Below are 17,382 nucleotides of genomic sequence, written 5' to 3'. Positions count from 1 at the left end.
GCCCTCAAGGCATTGTTATCGGCCCAATCTGCTCAGATCGATGCCTTCGGGCAAGAGCGTGCACAGTGGGTGGTGGAGCGCGAAACGCTGCGCCAAGGCACACACGACGATAAGCAAGAGATCGCACGCCTGGGCCTGCTGCTCGATAAACTGCGCCGCATGTTGTTCGGCCAGAAGTCCGAGCGGCTCGTTGCCCAGATCGATCAATTGCAGCTTGAACTGGAAGAGCTACACATCAATCAGGGTGGGCGCGCCGAAAAAATCGAATCGACGCAAGCGTCTGCCGCGCGTGCGGCTCCGCCACGTCGGCCGCTACCCGAGCATCTGCCGCGTGAAGTGCATGAGCACCTTCCCAAGGAATCTGCCTGCCCTGATTGCGGGGGTGCGTGGCAACGCTTGGGCGAAGACGTCAGCGAGGTGTTGGAGCACATCCCGGCCAGCTTCCGAATCGTTCGTCATGTACGCCCACGCCTGGCGTGCCGCTGTTGTGACCGAATGGCACAGGCGAGCGCGCCCAGTCGGCCGATTGCCCGCAGCCTCGCTGGCCCCGGGTTGCTTAGCCACGTGATGGTCAGTAAATATCTAGATCATCAACCGCTGTACCGCCAGTGTCAAATCTACGAGCGCGAGCACGTGAACTTGGCCCAGAGCACGGTGGGCGACTGGGTCGGCGGTGTGCACGAGTTGCTGCGCCCCTTGATCGATGCGCTGCGCCGTCATGTCTTTACGGCCGATAAACTGCATACCGATGACACCCCGATCAAGGTGTTGGCGCCGGGTACCGGCAGGACACGCGAAGCGCGCCTCTGGGTCTATGCCCGCGATGATCGGCCCAGTGGCGACACCACGGCACCGGCCATGTGGATGCGTTACTCGCCCGATCGGCGCGGTATCCATCCACAGACCCACCTGAAGGACTATATGGGTATCCTGCAAGCCGATGCCTTCGCCGGGTACAACAAGGTTTACGAATCAGGCCGTGTAGTCGAAGCGGGTTGCTGGGCGCACGCCCGACGCAAGTTCTACGACGTTCACGTTAAAGACGCCACGCCCATTACGACCTATGTGCTTGAGCGTATTGCCGAGCTCTACAAGATCGAATCCAGTATCCGCGGCAGTCCACCCGATGTGCGCCAAGGCGCGCGTCAAGAGCATGCCAAACCCATCGTCACCGCGTTGTATGCCTGGTTGCGTGAACAGTTGCCGACCGTCTCGCGCAAATCGAAAACGGCTGACGCGATCACCTATGCCATGAACCAGTGGCAGGCCCTGACGCGCTACCTGGACGATGGCCGCATTGAGATCGACAACAATGCGGCCGAGCGGGCGCTGCGCGGTGTGGCCCTAGGCAGGAAAAACTACCTGTTCCTTGGTTCGGATGCGGGGGGCGAACGTGCGGCCACCATGTATAGCCTGTTGGGCACCGCCAAATTAAACGACATCAATCCGCAGGCGTACCTGCGCCATGTCTTGACCGTGATTGCCGATCATCCGGTAAACCGGATTGATGAACTGTTGCCGTGGAACGTTGGCAAGCACGCGCTGTCGCTGGATAGAGCGGCATAATGGTCGCCAAGGTTGTCGCGCTGCAAGGGCAAGCGATGGTATTGCGTATCGAACTGCGCTACGTTCAGCCGACGGTCTACCGCACCATTGTGGTTCCCAGTCGCATCACCCTGCCCAAGCTGCACGTCACCATCCAGCAAGCCATGGGCTGGCTCGGCGGCCATCTGCACGAGTTCATCATCGACGATACGCATTACGGTGAGCTTGACCCCGATTACCCCGAGCCTGATCTGAGAAGCGAGAAGCGCGTGCGCCTGGACAAGGCGCTGGGCGTACGGCGTCAACTCGATTACATCTACGACTACGGGGATAACTGGGCCCATCGGATTCGGCTGATCGAGGCGACGCCCTTTAGCGGCCCGCTGGATTCCCCTTGGTGCCTGGACGGCGCCAATGCCTGCCCGCCCGAAGATGTGGGTGGGGAGCCGGGCTATATGGAGTTCTTGGAGGCCATGGCCAATCCCGCGCATCCTGAACACGAACAGATGATGCAATGGCATGGCGGCCCATTCGATCCAGCTGCCTTCGACCTTCAAGAGGTCAACGAGCGGCTGATGCAGATTCGGATTTAACGCAACACGGTGCTGGCCGGGCCGTTACCCATAATTGTTCGCTCTCGGGCCTTCCGGCATCGTATCGGTGTTGAACAAGTACCGGAGAATCGAGAATGTCAGATGGAAAGGAAAGGGATCAGGCTTACTGGGAATCTCATCTGGAGTCGATCACCCGCGAAGGGATCGGCACCAAGGCTTACGCCCAACGTGAGGGTATTGCCGTCTCCAGCCTGTATTATTGGCGCCGACGTCTGAAGGCTCAGTGCCATGGGCCGCAGTTGCCGACCCAGAGCGCGAATGCCACGGCCGCACGGTTGTTCGTGCCTGTGAGCATGGACGCCGGCAGCGTCCCGGTCAACCGCTATATCCTGTCGCTGGGCTGCGACCTGCGCCTGGAGCTACCCGGGCTGCCCAGCCCACAGTGGCTGGCCCAGGTCAGTCAGGCGCTGCAAGGGCAGGCGCGCTGATGCACCCGGGCGCTTCAATCGGGCAAGTCTACCTGTGCTGCCTGCCCGTGGACTTCAGAAAGCAGATCGGCGGCTTGGCGGCGCTGGTGGAAAGCGAGCTGGAGCTGAACCTGTTTGGCGATGCGCTGTTCGTGTTCGCCAATCGGCAACGCAGCCGGATGAAGATTCTTTACTGGCATCGAAACGGCTTTTGCCTATGGCAAAAGCGGCTGGAGAAAGCACGTTTTGCGTGGCCGGCGCCGGGCTCTGGCCCCACTGTAACGCTCACGCCCAAGGAGCTGGAGTGGCTGCTGGAGGGCTTCGATCTATGGGCAAATTATCCTCACAAAACGCTGAAATATCAATCAGTTATGTAATCTTTTGAGGTATAATGTCGCATGTCTGAACGCCATGCGATTCCCCTCCTATCGAACGTCGAAACGGCGCCCCAACCGGGGGAATTGCCGATCACCATCGAGGCCTTCCACGTGGCCTTACAGGCCGAACGCGAAAAGGTGTTGGCTGAACTGCGGCCTACGCTTGAGCGCGAAATCACCGAACACGTCACGGCACAAATCGAACGCACCGTGGCCGCACAAGTCGAAGCGCATCGCCAGGCCCTTGAGGCGAGCTTCGATCAACGGGTCGCCGCTGGCGTTGCACAAAAGGTTCAGGAAATCCTTGAGCAGTGGCGCCTGAGCCGCCACCGGATGTTCGGCCCCAGTAGCGAGTCACATCAAGGCGAACTGTTCAACGAAGTCGAAGCCCTGGCTGACCAGGCCGCCGGCACTGAAGACGAGCACGAAGGGGAGCCAGCGCCTGTACAAGACAAGGCCCGCCCCAAACGCGGCCACCGCCGTGCATTGCCCCCGGAACTGCCGCGCGTACAGATCGAGATCGATGTGCCGGAAGAAGAACGGCAATGCGTCTGCGGCACGCCCATGGTGCGCATCGGTGAAGACGTGAGCGAACAACTGGACATCGTGCCGATGCAGATCCGTGTCATCCGCACGGTGAGGCCGCGCTATGCCTGCCCCAAGGGCGACCAGGCTCCGGTGCAGCCACCGGCACCGGCGCAGATCCTGCCGCGCAGCAACTTCAGCGCCGGCTTCCTGGCGATGATGGCGGTGGTGAAGTATGTCGATGGCCTGCCGCTGGCGCGCTTCGAGAAGGTGCTGGCCCGCCACCATGTGGACATTCCTCGCCAGAGCATGGCGCGAGCCATGATCAAGCTTGCCCAGGCCTTGCAGCCGCTGCACAATCTGGCGCGCGACACCTTGTTGGAGGCGCCGGTCATCTACATGGACGAAACCACGGTGCAGGTCTTGAAAGAACCGGGGCGAAGTCCGACGGCAAAAAGTTATATGTGGGTGCAGCGCGGGGGGCCGCCGGGGCGTACGGCGGTGCTGTTCGATTACGACACGAGCCGTTCGGGGAAGGTACCGTTGCGTCTGCTGGAGGGCTGGCAGGGCTACCTGATGACGGACGGCTACGAAGGCTATGCGCCGGTGGCCCGCTTGCCCGGTGTGGAGCACCTGGCATGTGCGGCGCACGCGCGGCGAAAGTTCGTCGAGGCCAAACGCTCCAGCCCCAACGGCAAGAGCGCCCGCGCCGACTACGCGCTGGATCTGTTTGCCCGGCTTTACCGTATCGAGGCCAAGGTGAAAGACGCGAGCGATGCGCAGCGCTTCGAGGCGCGCCAGACGCACAGCTTGCCGATCCTGCAGAAATTGCGCGCCTGGCTGGATGAGACCTTGCCGCTGGTCACCCCCAGGAGCAAGCTGGGTGAGGCGCTGGGGTATTTGTGCAAAGTGTGGCCGCGCCTGATCCGTTACACCGAACGCGGCGACCTGCCCATCGACAACAACCTTCTGGAAGGCGGGGCGATCAAGCCGTTTGTGATCGGACGAAAGGGGTGGCTGTTCAGTGACACCCCCGCCGGGGCGCATGCCAGTGCGGTGTTGTACTCGTTGCTGCAGACGGCAAAGGCCAATGATCGCGAACCCTACGCGTGGCTGCGCTTCGTGCTGGAACGCCTGCCGCTGGCAAAAACAGTCGATGAAATTGAGGCCTTGTTGCCGTGGAATACCCATGACCAGGATTTAGCCATGAATCTGGCTGCCTCGGAATAATGGGGTAGATGTACCGCTTACGGTAAACATGCGTTCCACCACGTCTCAACACCTGCCACAATGGAGCACATCTGTCTGTTTATGCCTCAAAAACATTAGTTAAGTATTATTATTTACTGTCATACTTGGCACCACATCTCTGTCAAAATGTATCTAGCTACTGAAAAACCTCTGGACTCCGGCACACCATGGGCAGCATAGGCGAACGCCTCCGTACTGCGCGTATTCAACGTGGACTCACGCAAGAGGCACTTGCCAACTTGCTCGACCCGCCCCTGACTCAAGGCACCATTGCCCATATAGAGAACGGTCGTAGCGAAACGTCGCGCCATATCATCTGGTTGGCTCTCGTGCTCGGGCTGCGGATCGAATGGCTTTTGACAGGCCAAGGAGAAATGTTCGAGGTTCGGTGGCCATGGACCATCCCAATGAGCGAGGTAGCCACGCTACCCCCACACGTGCTCGAAGACATTGGCGACTATATACAAATGAAAGTCTCCAAGCACCGGGAGAGGACAGGCAACGATCCTGACACGGAAGCCTGAAGCCTGCACCCTCTGTCCATCTCGGGACAGGAAAACAACAAAAATTTTGTGCTATCTAGCATTCTCGCTCAACGGGCCAGAATGCTTCTTGTCGTCTCATTTCACATAACCATGATCGATATCGCCAATAATTTCTATGACTTATATGACTTTTAATTATTACTTGCGTATTGACTCTATGCAATACATACGTAATGATTACACCAACCCTGCTCTTTAACAACAAAACACCGATAAATACCGCGCCCTGTTCCCCGTGAACGGTGCGAGTGCGCGGCTACCCGTATCGTCAGCTTCATGCGGGGCGACATGCACCTGGGTAGGAGTAAAGCAGGTGAAAAACCATTCCTCTTCCGGGCCGGTAGCGACTGGTGCGAACTGGAAGGCGTGAGTGACGATCCGTTCACACGGACGCCGGCACTGCCGAAGGCAGGCCACATTCGATGGATGGCGCGTAATCCGTCGATGACAGCGGCAAAGACCGCAGTTCCCAGCATCCCGACGAACCGCAGCAGCGGAGCCAGCGGCGGGCGCTGCTGGGAACGATCAAAGCACCCGGCCCCCATCGCGGCATCTTGGCGGGCTGAACGCGACGGCGCAGGCAGCGCCGGCTTTGGAAAGCATCCTGATGCCCAGGGTGCTTCCCAAGGTCTAACGGAGGAGTATATGAAGGAGCAGGCAATGCCAAACAGCATCTTTGGCTACCCGTCACCCAGCAGGAAAACCCCGAAACAATCCGACGAGGCACTTCTGTACCGTGTACACACGGCGCAAGCGAAACTTGGCGTGTCGCGCTCAACGATCTACCGACTCGTCAACGAAGGGGAGCTGGTGCTCATAAAAATCGGGAAGCGTTCCAGCGGCATCACTGCGGCGAGTGTCCATGCGCTGATTGAACGAAACAGGGCGCTGGCAAGTTAAAGCCAGCGCATCAAAGCCCCCCCGTCCGAAAGAGGAACAGCAACATTGGACGGGGACATATTATTTTGTGGCTTTTATACATCGCCGCCCGACTTGTACCCCAGTTTGTACCCCCACGCAGTTCTGAGATTTTCAAACCCGCATGAACAAAGGCGTAGAAGCTGCCAATGAGGTTCCGCCCCAGGCCACCAGAATTCCAGAATCCCCGCCTTGAGCGGGGATTTTTTATGCCTTTTCGATTTGCGCCGTTTTCTGGCCCTTCGCATTTTTCGGGTGGCATCCAGATTGGTATCCAAACTGGCATCTACGACCACCGCACCGGGGCAGGCACTCCCCTCTAGCCAGGCACTGGCTCTACAATCCCAGTTATGGGACCCGCCAATACGCTCCGTTTCGCTCTGCGCGACCGCATCAATGGCGTTGATGTGGGGCCGAAGCACGTCCCTCTGAGCCTTCTGGGCGAATTCCAGAAGGACGTCAGCGATTTTTTGCAAGGCTCGTCCCGGGACGTCAACCCTGCCGAGGTGCTGGCATCCGTAGACGAAGGATCGCTGGTCCTGGTGGCGACCGGACTACTGGGCGCCTCGACGCTATGGTCCGACGTGGCCCGATTGTCCGACCCCACCTCGCAGGAGGCGATCGATCCCAAGCGGGCGGCGGTCGTCGAGCGCTGGCAAATCCAGGCTCGCACCAACCCACAGCGGATTTACCGACTTGAAGATGCGGCCAGCCGCCCCCTGGCGACGGTCAACGCCCGATCAAACTTCAGACGGCCGGTCGACACCTGGGTTACGGTCGAAAAATATCTGCACGGCAAAGTCGTCGACTGGGGCGGCAAGACCAAGGCAAACGTCCACCTGGTGCTGGAAGACGGCAAATCCCTGGTGGTGGCCGCCACCCAGCAACTCCTGGCCCAGGAAAGCGAAAATCGCCTCTACCGACCAGCGTTACTGCACGTGACAGCGGAAGAAAACCTGCGTACCGGCGAGCTGCGCAACCTGAATCTGCGCTCGTTCGAGGCGCACCACCCGGCCTATGACGAGGACGAATTCCAGCAGATGGTGCGTAAAGGCACTGCGGCATGGGCCGACGTACCCGATGCGGCCCAATGGGTCGAGTCGCTGCGCGGCGAGGGCGTATGACGGTGGAAGTGCTGCTGGACACCAGCTACCTGATATCCCTGGTCGACGCCAGACGACCCAACCATCAGACCGCCACCAAGTACTTCCGGCAGATGCTCGACGAATCGATGCCGATGTACTTTTCTGCCATCGTTGCCGCGGAGTTCGGCGTCAAGCAGCCGATCACCGACTTGCCCCTGCCAAAGTTCCGCCACTTGCCGTTCAACATCCCACATGGGCAACGTGCCGCCCAACTATGGAACGCGCTGGGTCCACGCGACGACAAGACTACCCGCCCCGTAGCGCGCGACGACATAAAACTGATCGCCCAAGCCTGCCACGAACGCATCCCGTTCCTCCTGACGGAGGACGCCTCGTCCCTGCATAAGTATTGCAAGCGGCTACGCGATACCGGAGCTTGCCAGGTACGCACCATCCTGTTGTCGGCTGGCTACGACCCCGGCGCTTTCCGGCTGGACGGCCAGCAAGGTCTGGACTTGGGCGACCAGATCTGAATAGCAGCCCCCCTCCCCTTATTGACGCTTCCGGGATATCGTAAGAGGCGCCTGCGCCTTGCGCGGCCCCGCCGTTCTCCTCGACCGCTCTCATCCGCCGGAACCGCGACATGCGCGCCTATGCCAAGACGCTTTTCAGCCTGATCGCATTGTGGATGGCGGCCCTGGGCTGCGCTTACGGGCAGGACAAGCCCGCGCCGGCCGCCCAGCCGGCGCCCGCTTCCGCCGCGGCGATCCAGGTGGCGGACATTCCCTTGCGCGCCGATACCGATCACCGCTATGCCGAAGGCGTGATCGAAAACGTCACGGCCAGCGATCCCGCCGACAGGCTCGCGCCCCGGCTCGAGGCGATCGCCCGCTCCAGCGACGAGAAACTCCACCAGTTCCAGCCCGCCCAGCTGCGCACCCTGCCCGTGATGCGGCTGGAAAGCCTGGAACGGCACTGGATGTTCGATGCCCGCCGCTTCGATCGCTGGCAGGCCGACATGCAGCGCGCGACCGCGGCATACGCGGCCGAGGCCGCCGAGCTGGCGCGGCGCAGCGACGCCTGGCAGGCCATCCGCAATTCGCCCGGCGCGGCGCGCCTGCCGCCGGCGCTGATGAGCAGCGTGGACGCGGTCATCGCGCAACTGGCGCAGGCCGAAGCCGCGCTGTCCGGCCCGCTGGCCCGCCAGATCGCGCTGAGCCAGCGCGGCGCCGCCGTCGAAAGCCGGATCATGGCGGGACAGCGCGAAGTCGCCAGCGCCATCGACGATATCGACGCGCGCCTGCTGCAGCTCGACGCCGCGCCGCTATGGCGCGTCGCCGACCAGCCCGTGGCCCCCGGCCAGGCGCTGGCGCTGCTGCGCACCGGCCTGGAACTGGAGCTGCGCTTCGCGCGCGAGTACGCCGCGGCCGACACCAGCAACCAGCTCGCCCTGCATGTGCTGCAGGCCGTGCTGCTGCCGTTGCTGCTCTGGCTGGCGTGGCGCAGCCGCGCCGCGATCCGCGCGCAGGAGATGAGCGTAACGGCCGCCCGGGTGCTGGGCCGCCCGCTGTCCGCATGGCTGCTGCTGGCCATGATGGGCGTGCTGCTGCTGGAGGCGGACGCGCCGCTCATCGTCCAGCAGGTGGCGCTGCTGCTGGCGGTGGTGCCGGTGCTGCGGCTGCTCCCGCCGGCCACGCGCCAGCAGCTCGGCCTGTGGCCCTACGCCATTACCGGCCTGTATCTGATCGAACGGCTGGGCGTGCTGTTCCTGGTCAGCGAGACCTGGTATCGGCTCCACAGCCTGGTGCTGACCCTGCTGGCGCTGGCGGCCTCGCTCTGGCTGCTGGCGCGCGCGCGCCGCGCCCCCGACGCCCAGGCCTCGGGCCGCCTGCGCAAGGCCTTGCACGCCATCGCCTGGGGCGCCACGGCGCTGCTGGCCATTTCCGCGATCGCCAACATCGTCGGCAACCTGTCGCTGGCCGAGATGCTGACCAGCGCGGTGGTCAGCAGCGGCTATTTCGGCCTGATGCTGTATGCCGGCGTCACCATCATCGTCACGCTGCTGCAATTGCTGCTGGCCCGCCCAGGCGTGTCGCGCTTCCGGATCGCGCGCGAGCACGCCCCGCCCCTGGTGCAGCTCCTGATCCGGCTGGTGACGGTCGGCGCGGTCATCGGCTGGGCTGTCTACACGATGGACCGCTTCCGCATCCTGCGCGCGGTCTACGGCATCGTGACGCAAACGCTGTCGTACACGCTGGCGGTCGGCAACATCACGATCAGCCTGGGCAATATCCTGGTGTTCGTCGTCTCGGTGCTGATCGCGTTCTGGGCCGCGCGCACGGTGCGCCTGCTGCTGCACGACGAACTGCTCAACCGCATGCCGCTGCCGCGCGGGGTGGGCAACAGCGTGGCCTCGCTGAGCTATTACTCGGTGCTGCTGCTGGGCCTGGCGGTGGCGCTGTCGGCGGCCGGCGTCAAGGCCAGCCAGCTCGCCATCGTGCTCGGCGCCCTGGGCGTGGGCATCGGCTTCGGCCTGCAGAACGTGGTCAACAACTTCGTCTCGGGCCTGATCCTGATGTTCGAACGCCCCATCCAGCCGGGCGACGCCGTGGACATCGGCGGCACCTCGGGCGAAGTGCGCGACATCGGCATGCGCGCCACCCGCATCCGGACCTTCGACGGCGCCGACGTGGTGGTGCCCAACGGCACCCTGCTCTCGGAAAAGCTGACCAACTGGACCATGCTGGACCGCAACCGCCGCATCGACATCAACCTGGGCCTGGCCTACGGCACGGACCCCGCCCGCGCCCTCGAACTGCTCACCGAGGCCGCCCGCGCCACGCCCGGCGTCTCGGTGCAGCCGGCGCCGCTGGCGCTCTTCATGGGCTTCGGCCAGAGCACCCTGGACTTCAGCCTGCGCGCCTGGACGCCCGACTTCGACCGTTCCCTGGTGGTGCGCAGCGACCTGCTGTCGCGCATGTACGCCGCGCTGACCCAGGCCGGCATCGAGATCCCCTACCCCCAGACCGACCTGCACCTGCGCAGCATCTCCGAGGCCGCCGGCGCCACGCTGGCCCAGGCCCGCCATCCCGCTTCCGGACCCGAACAGCCGCCCGGCCCCGCCTGAGGCGGATTTTGTGTATAGTTGCGGACTTCGTTGGCCTGGTAGCTCAGTCGGTAGAGCAGAGGATTGAAAATCCTTGTGTCGGTGGTTCGATTCCGCCCCAGGCCACCAGAATTCCAGAATCCCCGCCTTGCGCGGGGATTTTTGCTTTGGCCTGTCGGGTTTCTGACGGTGCGCCGGGACACGGAATGCGCCGCTGCTCGTGACGCAAACTTACTGGCTCAGGGTATTCAGCCGCTCCATGATGAGGCCGGCGCGCTCCGGCTCGGCAATAAGGCCTGGCAAAACATTGGCAAAGTCGGGATTCTTGAGCAGCCGCGCGAATGCGGCGCCCACGGCCTGGCGCAACTCGGCGGGCGCGGCGGCCATTTCTGCGGCCAGCTCCTCACGCCCATCGATGATGTTCAACACATCTTCCAGATCATGGCTATTCATGAGGTCGCCGCCTCCTCGACCAGCGAAAGCTTCCAGCTTGGTGGCGACAAAGGCCACGGCGCTTATCAGCCGGATCGTGACGCCCCGTCCCAGGTCCGTGGCGACGGCGGTCTCGACCGCGTAGGGGTACCAGCGATTGGAAAAACCCAGAATCTCGGGCTGAACGGGCATAAGGTCGAAAAGCACGCCAGAATCCTTGTGTACCCATCGGCAAATGACGTCGCTGCTCACATCGCGTGCAAATCCGCGCGCCGCCACGGACTCTTCGAAGCGATGGAACATGGCGCGATCAGCCTGCAGCACCGCGTCCACGTCTCGCGTGGCGCGTACGGGATCGGCCAATGGGTCCGTGATCAGCAAGCCTGCTACGGCGCCTCCGACGAATACGACTTGCTCGCGCAGGTCGCCCAGCGCTTCGGCAATGCTGCGCAAGTGGGGCAGGTTAGGATCATCTGCTCGCATCGACATCTCCTGCGTCAAGACGCATCAGTTCGGCCTGCATCAGTTTGGCCGCAAGTGCACGCTCGCGGGCGCGCCCCGTGCGCAAGGCATCCAACAACGCCAGCAGGCGGTGCAGGGCCGGATCCGCAAGCGCAGCCTGCGGTGCTGTGCGGTAGAGCGGCGAAAGCGTGGGGCCTTTGGATGTGCCCTTGGGGTGTGCCCAGACGGGAGCCTCGCCTGGCGCCGCCGTCAACTGGCTGGCCAGAGGGTCGGCGCCGAAGGCCGTCGGTACTCCACGCTTGACCGGCCCAGGTATGGCGGGCCATACGTAGCGCACGCCATGCAGGACAAACTCCAGAAGGTTGGCCCGTATCGGTGACCATTGGCCGCGTGCCGGCGCCACGGCCAGGCCCGACGCCACGGCGCGCTGCACACTCGCGTGGGTTTCCGAGGCGCTCATGGACAGCGCAGCGCCCAGCGCGGCATAGGTCCAGCGCTGCGGCGGATGGGCGGCCACCTTCAGCAACACGAGCAGATCCTGGGGTTTTAGTTCCATTACAGAGCAATATTCGCTATTCGCGAATTGCGAATATCGCCGATGAAGCGATTTTATGCAAGCGCTATCCCTAGGAAAAGATTACAAAAAAGTAATCCCCACGTAACCCTCGCGCCATCATCGCGCCGTCACACTGGAAATTCTGCGTAATCAGGGAGCGGCACCGCTCCGGGACTCGAGGGACAGGCATGGACCATCGGCATCATTCGCAGCACTCCCCCCAGCACAGCGCGCACCACNCTCCGGGACTCGAGGGACAGGCATGGACCATCGGCATCATTCGCAGCACTCCCCCCAGCACAGCGCGCACCACCAGGCGACGCCTCCAGCGCCGGCGCCGGCCGAGACGCCGCCCGGCACGATCTACACCTGTCCCATGCATCCGGAGATCCGCCAGGACCATCCGGGCAACTGTCCCAAGTGCGGCATGTCGCTGGAGCCGCTGATTCCGCTGGAGGCGAAGGACGATGGCGAGCTGCGGGATTTCCAGCGGCGCTTCTGGTGGACGCTGCCGCTGACGGTGGCGGTCACGGTGCTGGCGATGTTCGGCCACCGGCTGGGCTGGTTCGACATGGCGACGCAGTCCTGGCTGGAACTGGTGCTCTCCTTGCCGGTAGTGCTGTGGACGGGCTGGCCGTTCTTCGTGCGGGCCTGGCAGTCGATCGCGCGGCGCAGCCCGAATATGTGGACGCTGATCGGCCTGGGCACGGCGGCGGCCTTTGTCTATAGCGTCGTCGCCACGCTGGCGCCCGGCGTTTTCCCCGATTCGTTCATGTCCATGGGCCGGGTGGCGGTGTATTTCGAGGCCGCGGTGGTGATTATTTCGCTGACCATGCTGGGGCAGATCCTGGAACTGAAGGCCCGTTCGCAGACCTCGGCGGCGATCAAGTNTGCTCACCGAGGCCGCCCGCGCCACGCCCGGCGTCTCGGTGCAGCCGGCGCCGCTGGCGCTCTTCATGGGCTTCGGCCAGAGCACCCTGGACTTCAGCCTGCGCGCCTGGACGCCCGACTTCGACCGTTCCCTGGTGGTGCGCAGCGACCTGCTGTCGCGCATGTACGCCGCGCTGACCCAGGCCGGCATCGAGATCCCCTACCCCCAGACCGACCTGCACCTGCGCAGCATCTCCGAGGCCGCCGGCGCCACGCTGGCCCAGGCCCGCCATCCCGCTTCCGGACCCGAACAGCCGCCCGGCCCCGCCTGAGGCGGATTNCGATCTACACCTGTCCCATGCATCCGGAGATCCGCCAGGACCATCCGGGCAACTGTCCCAAGTGCGGCATGTCGCTGGAGCCGCTGATTCCGCTGGAGGCGAAGGACGATGGCGAGCTGCGGGATTTCCAGCGGCGCTTCTGGTGGACGCTGCCGCTGACGGTGGCGGTCACGGTGCTGGCGATGTTCGGCCACCGGCTGGGCTGGTTCGACATGGCGACGCAGTCCTGGCTGGAACTGGTGCTCTCCTTGCCGGTAGTGCTGTGGACGGGCTGGCCGTTCTTCGTGCGGGCCTGGCAGTCGATCGCGCGGCGCAGCCCGAATATGTGGACGCTGATCGGCCTGGGCACGGCGGCGGCCTTTGTCTATAGCGTCGTCGCCACGCTGGCGCCCGGCGTTTTCCCCGATTCGTTCATGTCCATGGGCCGGGTGGCGGTGTATTTCGAGGCCGCGGTGGTGATTATTTCGCTGACCATGCTGGGGCAGATCCTGGAACTGAAGGCCCGTTCGCAGACCTCGGCGGCGATCAAGTCGCTGCTGGGCCTGGCGCCCAAGACGGCGCGGCGCATCAACGCCGACGGCAGCGAAGAGGACGTGCCTCTTGCGCACGTGCACGTGGGCGACCTGCTGCGGGTGCGTCCGGGCGAGAAGATTCCGGTGGACGGCGTCGTCACCGAGGGCGGCAGCGCGGTGGACGAGTCCATGCTGACCGGCGAGCCGATTCCGGTCAGCAAGCGCGCCGGCGACGCGCTGATCGGGGCCACGCTGAACACCAGCGGCACGCTGGTGATGCGCTCGGAGAAAGTGGGTTCGGCCACCATGCTGGCCCAGATCGTGCAGATGGTCGCGTCCGCCCAGCGCTCCAAGGCGCCTATGCAGCGCATGGCCGACGTGGTGGCCGGCAAGTTCGTGGTGCTGGTGGTGCTGGTGGCGCTGGCCACGCTGCTGGCCTGGGGCCTGTTCGGGCCGGAGCCGAGCTGGGTGTTCGGCCTGATCAACGCCGTGGCGGTGCTGATCATCGCCTGCCCTTGCGCGCTGGGGCTGGCCACGCCCATGTCGGTGATGGTGGCCACCGGGCGCGCGGCCACGCAGGGCGTGCTGTTTCGCGATGCCGGTGCGATCGAGAAGATGCGCGAGGTGGACACGCTGATCGTGGACAAGACCGGCACGCTGACCGAAGGCCGGCCGGCTTTCGATGTCGCGATCGCGGCGCAGGGCTATACGCCGGAGGAGGTGCTGCGGCTGGCGGCCAGCCTGGACCAGGGCAGCGAACACCCGCTGGCCGACGCCATCGTCAGCGCGGCGCGCGAGCAGGGCCTGGCGCTGGTCCCGGCGGCGGATTTCGACTCCGCCAGCGGCATCGGCGTGCGCGGCACGGTGCAAGGCAGGCGCCTGGCGCTGGGCAACACGGCGCTGATGGAACAGGAAGGCGTGCCGGTGGCCGCGCTCCAGGCCGACGGCGAACGCCTGCGCGGCGAAGGGGCCAGCATCATGCACTTGGCGGTGGACGGACGCTTCGCCGGCATCCTGGCCGTGACCGACCCGATCAAGCCCAGCACCCATGAGGCCATCCAGAGCCTGCACGACAGCGGCCTGCGCATCGTGATGGCCACCGGCGACGGGCTGACCACCGCACAGGCGGTCGGCGCGGCGCTAGGCATCGACGAGGTGCATGGCGAGGTCAAGCCGTCGGACAAGCTGGCCCTGGTGGAAAAGCTGCAGCAGGACGGCCACGTGGTGGCGATGGCCGGCGACGGCATCAACGACGCCCCGGCGCTGGCGCGCGCCGACGTCGGCGTGGCCATGGGCACGGGCACCGACGTGGCCATGAACAGCGGCCAGGTCACGCTGATCAAGGGCGATCTGCGCGGCATCGCGGTGTCGCGCCAGATTTCCATCGACACCGTGCGCAACATGCGGCAGAACCTGATGTTCGCCTTCGTCTACAACGGCATCGGCGTGCCGATAGCGGCGGGCCTGCTCTACCCGTTCACGGGATGGCTGCTGTCGCCGATGATCGCGGCGCTGGCCATGAGCCTGAGTTCGGCCTCGGTGATCTTCAACGCGCTGCGGCTGCGCGGCGCCAGGTAAAAAACGGCCGCCGCTTACGCGCGCAAGCGCGCCAGCGTGGCCGCCACCAGCCGGTCGCAGTCGTCGCCGTCGAACTCGAACAGGCTTTTTTCGGTGGCGTCGATATCGTGCGACAGCGCTTCGCGCAGCAGCGCGTTGGCGCGGAAGTGGCGGCTGCGCACGGTGGCCTCGGGAATGCCCAGGCTGCGCGCCGTTTCCTCCACGGACAGTTCCTCGACGGCGCGCAGCACGAACACGGTCCGGTACGCGACCGGCAGCGCGTCCAGGCGCGCCTCCAGCAAGGCGCGCAGTTGCGCGCGCGCCGCCGCGTGATAGGGCGGATCGAAGTCGTTGATCGTCATCGCGTCAGCCTCGTCGTCGATGTCGTCGGCCATGGGGCACAGCGCCTCGCGGCGTCCGCGCTTGCGCAGGCGGCCATAGCACTCGTTCAGAACCAGCCGCGACAGCCAGGTGAAAAGCGAGGCGTCGCCGCGGAACCGCGCGATCGAGCGGTACGCGGCCAGGTACGCTTCCTGCAAGGCCTCTTCGGCGTCGGCGTCGTTGCGCAGGGTGGCGCGCGCCAGGCGGTACAGCCGCCGGTTGTGGCGACGCATCATCAGTTCGAACGCGGCGGCCTCGCCCGCCGCGATGCGGCGCGCGAGCGCCAGGTCGTTCTCTTCGGCCAGCACTGCGGCCGGCTCCGCCACGGTGTTCATGCGTTCAACCTCCGCCTCGTCATTGCACGACCAGGGTCGCCTGCATGGTCGGATGGAACAGGCAGACATAGGCGATGCTGCCCGTCTCGTCGACAGTGTAGGTCCAGGACGCGCCGGCGGCGATGGCCCCCGAATCGAAGGCCTTCGACTGCGCGGTGGCGGTGTGCGGCACCAGGTCCTTGTTGACCCAGGTCACCCGGTCTCCGCGCCGCACCGCCAGCGTGGCCGGGACGAACCGCATGCCTTCCATGGTCACGACGTGTTCGGCCGCCGACCCGTCCGCGGCGCGCGCCGGCGCGCCGGCCAGCAGCAGGCCCGCGCAGAGCGCGGCGGCGCCGGCGCGCCGCCACACTGCGGGCAGGTTCGCCCTAGCCACCGGCGAGCCTCTTCTGCAACTGGCGGGCATGCTCCAGGTGCGCGATGAACGCGGGCCGCACCTGGACCAGCAGGGCCTTGAGCTCGGCGTTGTGCGCGCCCGGGATCAGGGTGCCGTCCAGGGCCTGGATGACCGCCTCGTGATAGGCCACTTCGTGGTCGACGTAGGCCTTATCGAACGCCGCGCCCTTCAGGCCCTTGAGCTTGGCCAGGTTCTCGTCGCCGCCTTTCTGCAGGCTGGCGCTGGTGGGGTTGGCCTCGGGCGTGACCTTGAGCTTCTGCACCAGTTCGCCGGCCGACTTGTTCACCGCCGTATGGTCGGTGACCATCAGCGCGGCGAACTCGCGGACTTCCTTGGCGTCGGATTTCTGCTGCGCCAGCTTACCGGCGTCCACGTCCACCTGGTTGGCCACCACGACGATGGCCGCGATCTGCGGGTCGGTCGGGCCGTTGCCGTGCGCGAACGCGCTGGCGCCGGCCAGGACCAGGGCACAGAACCATGTAGTCTGAATCGCTTTCATTTCACCCCCCAAGACGATGGATGCAGGCGTGGCGGCGCGCCGGAATGGCGCGAAACGCGCTTGCATATGGGGTTGGATGTCGCGAGCGAGCGCCGCGTTCCGGCCTCAGCCGATCGGGACCGTCATCCCGTATTTGGCCCGGTTCATCACCACCAGGGTGGAGAAGCGCTTGACGTTGGGGTTGCCCCAGAAATGGCGCTGGGCGAAGGCCTCGTATTCGTCCATGTCGCGCATGGTGAGGGTGAGCACGAAATCGACGTCCCCGGTGACCGACAGGCATTGCATGATTTCCGGCGCCCCCAGCATGGCGCGCTTGAAATGGTCCAGCTTGTCGGCGCGCTCGCTCTCCAGCGTGACCAGCACCACCATCATGATTCCGCGTCCGACGGCGGCCGGGTCGACCACGGACACGTCGCCCATGACCACGCCGGTCTCGCGCAGCCGCTTCATCCGGCGCAGGCAGGACGCCGGCGACAGGTTCACGCGCTGCGCGACCTCCTGGCTGGTGCGCTGGTTGTCTTCCTGCAGGCTTTGCAGGATCTGGAGATCGAAATCGTCTAGTTCCATAAAGGTCTCGGAACGTGTTGAAAGCGGGCGGGACGGGCCCGCCGTCGATTCTAAGCCGAGCCGCGCCGCAATCCGCCCCCATTTCGACGGGAAACCTCAT

At 64.6% G+C, this 17,382-nt stretch carries 18 protein-coding genes, 1 tRNA gene and 1 pseudogene; 14 read left to right on the top strand and 6 right to left on the bottom strand.

Annotation, left to right across the window (positions count from 1 at the left end; translation table 11 throughout):
- From tnpC (C1I89_RS26550) to C1I89_RS26500, 11 genes are all read left to right on the top strand, one after another.
- Positions 1 to 1,566, top strand: a 1,566-nt coding sequence (tnpC, locus tag C1I89_RS26550) for an IS66 family transposase (RefSeq protein WP_102775389.1), incomplete at its 5' end; no start/stop codon positions are given.
- Complete coding sequence (locus tag C1I89_RS26545; RefSeq protein ID WP_102775362.1) at positions 1,566 to 2,138, top strand: plasmid pRiA4b ORF-3 family protein; 573 nt, start codon at positions 1,566 to 1,568, stop codon at positions 2,136 to 2,138. The genes tnpC (C1I89_RS26550) and C1I89_RS26545, both read left to right, overlap by 1 nt.
- Positions 2,139 to 2,233: 95 nt before the next feature.
- Complete coding sequence (tnpA, locus tag C1I89_RS26540) at positions 2,234 to 2,587, top strand: IS66 family insertion sequence element accessory protein TnpA (protein WP_102775361.1); 354 nt, start codon at positions 2,234 to 2,236, stop codon at positions 2,585 to 2,587.
- Entirely contained in the window at positions 2,587 to 2,943 is a 357-nt protein-coding gene (gene tnpB, locus C1I89_RS26535) for an IS66 family insertion sequence element accessory protein TnpB (protein ID WP_219929611.1), read from the top strand. Before tnpA ends, tnpB begins: the two co-directional genes overlap by 1 nt.
- A gap of 21 nt (positions 2,944 to 2,964) precedes the next feature.
- Positions 2,965 to 4,698 (top strand): IS66 family transposase, encoded by a 1,734-nt coding sequence (gene tnpC / locus C1I89_RS26530; protein ID WP_102775360.1) that lies wholly within the window; start codon positions 2,965 to 2,967, stop codon positions 4,696 to 4,698.
- Positions 4,699 to 4,886: 188 nt separating this feature from the next.
- Positions 4,887 to 5,243, top strand: coding sequence for a helix-turn-helix domain-containing protein (locus C1I89_RS26525; protein WP_102775359.1), 357 nt, complete (start codon positions 4,887 to 4,889; stop codon positions 5,241 to 5,243).
- Between the two features lie 297 nt (positions 5,244 to 5,540).
- The gene (locus C1I89_RS35450) at positions 5,541 to 6,164 is read left to right on the top strand and encodes a helix-turn-helix transcriptional regulator (protein WP_258231531.1); all 624 of its coding nucleotides are present in this window, start codon (positions 5,541 to 5,543) and stop codon (positions 6,162 to 6,164) included.
- A gap of 368 nt (positions 6,165 to 6,532) precedes the next feature.
- Entirely contained in the window at positions 6,533 to 7,306 is a 774-nt protein-coding gene (locus C1I89_RS26515) for a hypothetical protein (protein WP_102775357.1), read from the top strand.
- The gene (locus C1I89_RS26510; RefSeq protein ID WP_102775356.1) at positions 7,303 to 7,800 is read left to right on the top strand and encodes a type II toxin-antitoxin system VapC family toxin; all 498 of its coding nucleotides are present in this window, start codon (positions 7,303 to 7,305) and stop codon (positions 7,798 to 7,800) included. Before C1I89_RS26515 ends, C1I89_RS26510 begins: the two co-directional genes overlap by 4 nt.
- Positions 7,801 to 7,910: 110 nt before the next feature.
- Positions 7,911 to 10,394: a mechanosensitive ion channel family protein gene (locus C1I89_RS26505; RefSeq protein WP_102775355.1), complete on the top strand. Its 2,484-nt coding sequence runs from the start codon at positions 7,911 to 7,913 to the stop codon at positions 10,392 to 10,394.
- A 32-nt stretch (positions 10,395 to 10,426) separates the two neighbouring features.
- Positions 10,427 to 10,502 (top strand) — tRNA-Phe (locus tag C1I89_RS26500).
- Between the two features lie 102 nt (positions 10,503 to 10,604).
- On the opposite strand, the gene C1I89_RS26495 is transcribed toward C1I89_RS26500, so the two are convergent.
- Positions 10,605 to 11,288, bottom strand: coding sequence for a hypothetical protein (locus C1I89_RS26495; protein WP_102775354.1), 684 nt, complete (start codon positions 11,286 to 11,288; stop codon positions 10,605 to 10,607).
- Positions 11,275 to 11,823, bottom strand: a complete 549-nt coding sequence (locus tag C1I89_RS26490; protein WP_102775353.1) for a hypothetical protein — start codon at positions 11,821 to 11,823, stop codon at positions 11,275 to 11,277. The genes C1I89_RS26495 and C1I89_RS26490 overlap by 14 nt, the downstream gene beginning before the upstream one ends.
- A gap of 376 nt (positions 11,824 to 12,199) precedes the next feature.
- Here C1I89_RS26490 and C1I89_RS34935 point away from each other — a divergent pair.
- The 3 genes and pseudogenes from C1I89_RS34935 to C1I89_RS26475 form a co-directional block, all read left to right on the top strand.
- Positions 12,200 to 12,766: pseudogene (locus C1I89_RS34935) on the top strand (heavy metal-binding domain-containing protein); the annotation flags it as partial.
- The gene (locus tag C1I89_RS26480; protein ID WP_258231537.1) at positions 12,753 to 13,025 is read left to right on the top strand and encodes a mechanosensitive ion channel; all 273 of its coding nucleotides are present in this window, start codon (positions 12,753 to 12,755) and stop codon (positions 13,023 to 13,025) included. The pseudogene C1I89_RS34935 and the gene C1I89_RS26480, both read left to right, overlap by 14 nt.
- A gap of 26 nt (positions 13,026 to 13,051) precedes the next feature.
- Entirely contained in the window at positions 13,052 to 15,124 is a 2,073-nt protein-coding gene (locus tag C1I89_RS26475; RefSeq protein ID WP_102775387.1) for a copper-transporting P-type ATPase, read from the top strand.
- 14 nt (positions 15,125 to 15,138) lie between these two features.
- Here C1I89_RS26475 and C1I89_RS26470 read toward each other — a convergent pair whose 3' ends face one another.
- From C1I89_RS26470 to C1I89_RS26455, 4 genes are all read right to left on the bottom strand, one after another.
- Positions 15,139 to 15,819, bottom strand: coding sequence for an RNA polymerase sigma factor (locus tag C1I89_RS26470; RefSeq protein ID WP_102775352.1), 681 nt, complete (start codon positions 15,817 to 15,819; stop codon positions 15,139 to 15,141).
- Positions 15,820 to 15,838: 19 nt separating this feature from the next.
- Complete coding sequence (locus C1I89_RS26465) at positions 15,839 to 16,195, bottom strand: cupredoxin domain-containing protein (protein ID WP_258231530.1); 357 nt, start codon at positions 16,193 to 16,195, stop codon at positions 15,839 to 15,841.
- The gene (locus C1I89_RS26460) at positions 16,188 to 16,715 is read right to left on the bottom strand and encodes a DUF4142 domain-containing protein (RefSeq protein ID WP_102775351.1); all 528 of its coding nucleotides are present in this window, start codon (positions 16,713 to 16,715) and stop codon (positions 16,188 to 16,190) included. The genes C1I89_RS26465 and C1I89_RS26460 overlap by 8 nt, the downstream gene beginning before the upstream one ends.
- A 105-nt stretch (positions 16,716 to 16,820) precedes the next feature.
- Complete coding sequence (locus C1I89_RS26455) at positions 16,821 to 17,282, bottom strand: Lrp/AsnC family transcriptional regulator (protein WP_102775350.1); 462 nt, start codon at positions 17,280 to 17,282, stop codon at positions 16,821 to 16,823.
- Between the last annotated feature and the right edge of the window lie 100 nt (positions 17,283 to 17,382).

The organism is Achromobacter pulmonis (assembly GCF_002885955.2).
GTDB classification, from domain to species: Bacteria; Pseudomonadota; Gammaproteobacteria; order Burkholderiales; family Burkholderiaceae_B; genus Achromobacter; species Achromobacter pulmonis_A.
Note: the sequence above shows the minus strand (reverse complement) of the source record. Positions and strands in the feature narration are given on the sequence as shown.

Bases quoted from the DNA above. Each gene is read 5' to 3' on its own strand.
- C1I89_RS26475 (WP_102775387.1), top strand. From the start codon at position 13,052: ATGCATCCGGAGATCCGCCAGGACCATCCGGGCAACTGTCCCAAGTGC.
- tnpC (WP_102775360.1), top strand. From the start codon at position 2,965: ATGTCTGAACGCCATGCGATTCCCCTCCTATCGAACGTCGAAACGGCG.
- C1I89_RS26455 (WP_102775350.1), bottom strand. From the start codon at position 17,282: ATGGAACTAGACGATTTCGATCTCCAGATCCTGCAAAGCCTGCAGGAA.
- C1I89_RS26505 (WP_102775355.1), top strand. From the start codon at position 7,911: ATGCGCGCCTATGCCAAGACGCTTTTCAGCCTGATCGCATTGTGGATG.
- C1I89_RS35450 (WP_258231531.1), top strand. From the start codon at position 5,541: ATGCGGGGCGACATGCACCTGGGTAGGAGTAAAGCAGGTGAAAAACCA.
- C1I89_RS26460 (WP_102775351.1), bottom strand. From the start codon at position 16,715: ATGAAAGCGATTCAGACTACATGGTTCTGTGCCCTGGTCCTGGCCGGC.
- C1I89_RS26525 (WP_102775359.1), top strand. From the start codon at position 4,887: ATGGGCAGCATAGGCGAACGCCTCCGTACTGCGCGTATTCAACGTGGA.
- C1I89_RS26515 (WP_102775357.1), top strand. From the start codon at position 6,533: ATGGGACCCGCCAATACGCTCCGTTTCGCTCTGCGCGACCGCATCAAT.
- C1I89_RS26470 (WP_102775352.1), bottom strand. From the start codon at position 15,819: ATGAACACCGTGGCGGAGCCGGCCGCAGTGCTGGCCGAAGAGAACGAC.
- C1I89_RS26545 (WP_102775362.1), top strand. From the start codon at position 1,566: ATGGTCGCCAAGGTTGTCGCGCTGCAAGGGCAAGCGATGGTATTGCGT.
- C1I89_RS26510 (WP_102775356.1), top strand. From the start codon at position 7,303: ATGACGGTGGAAGTGCTGCTGGACACCAGCTACCTGATATCCCTGGTC.
- C1I89_RS26495 (WP_102775354.1), bottom strand. From the start codon at position 11,288: ATGCGAGCAGATGATCCTAACCTGCCCCACTTGCGCAGCATTGCCGAA.
- C1I89_RS26490 (WP_102775353.1), bottom strand. From the start codon at position 11,823: ATGGAACTAAAACCCCAGGATCTGCTCGTGTTGCTGAAGGTGGCCGCC.
- tnpB (WP_219929611.1), top strand. From the start codon at position 2,587: ATGCACCCGGGCGCTTCAATCGGGCAAGTCTACCTGTGCTGCCTGCCC.
- tnpA (WP_102775361.1), top strand. From the start codon at position 2,234: ATGTCAGATGGAAAGGAAAGGGATCAGGCTTACTGGGAATCTCATCTG.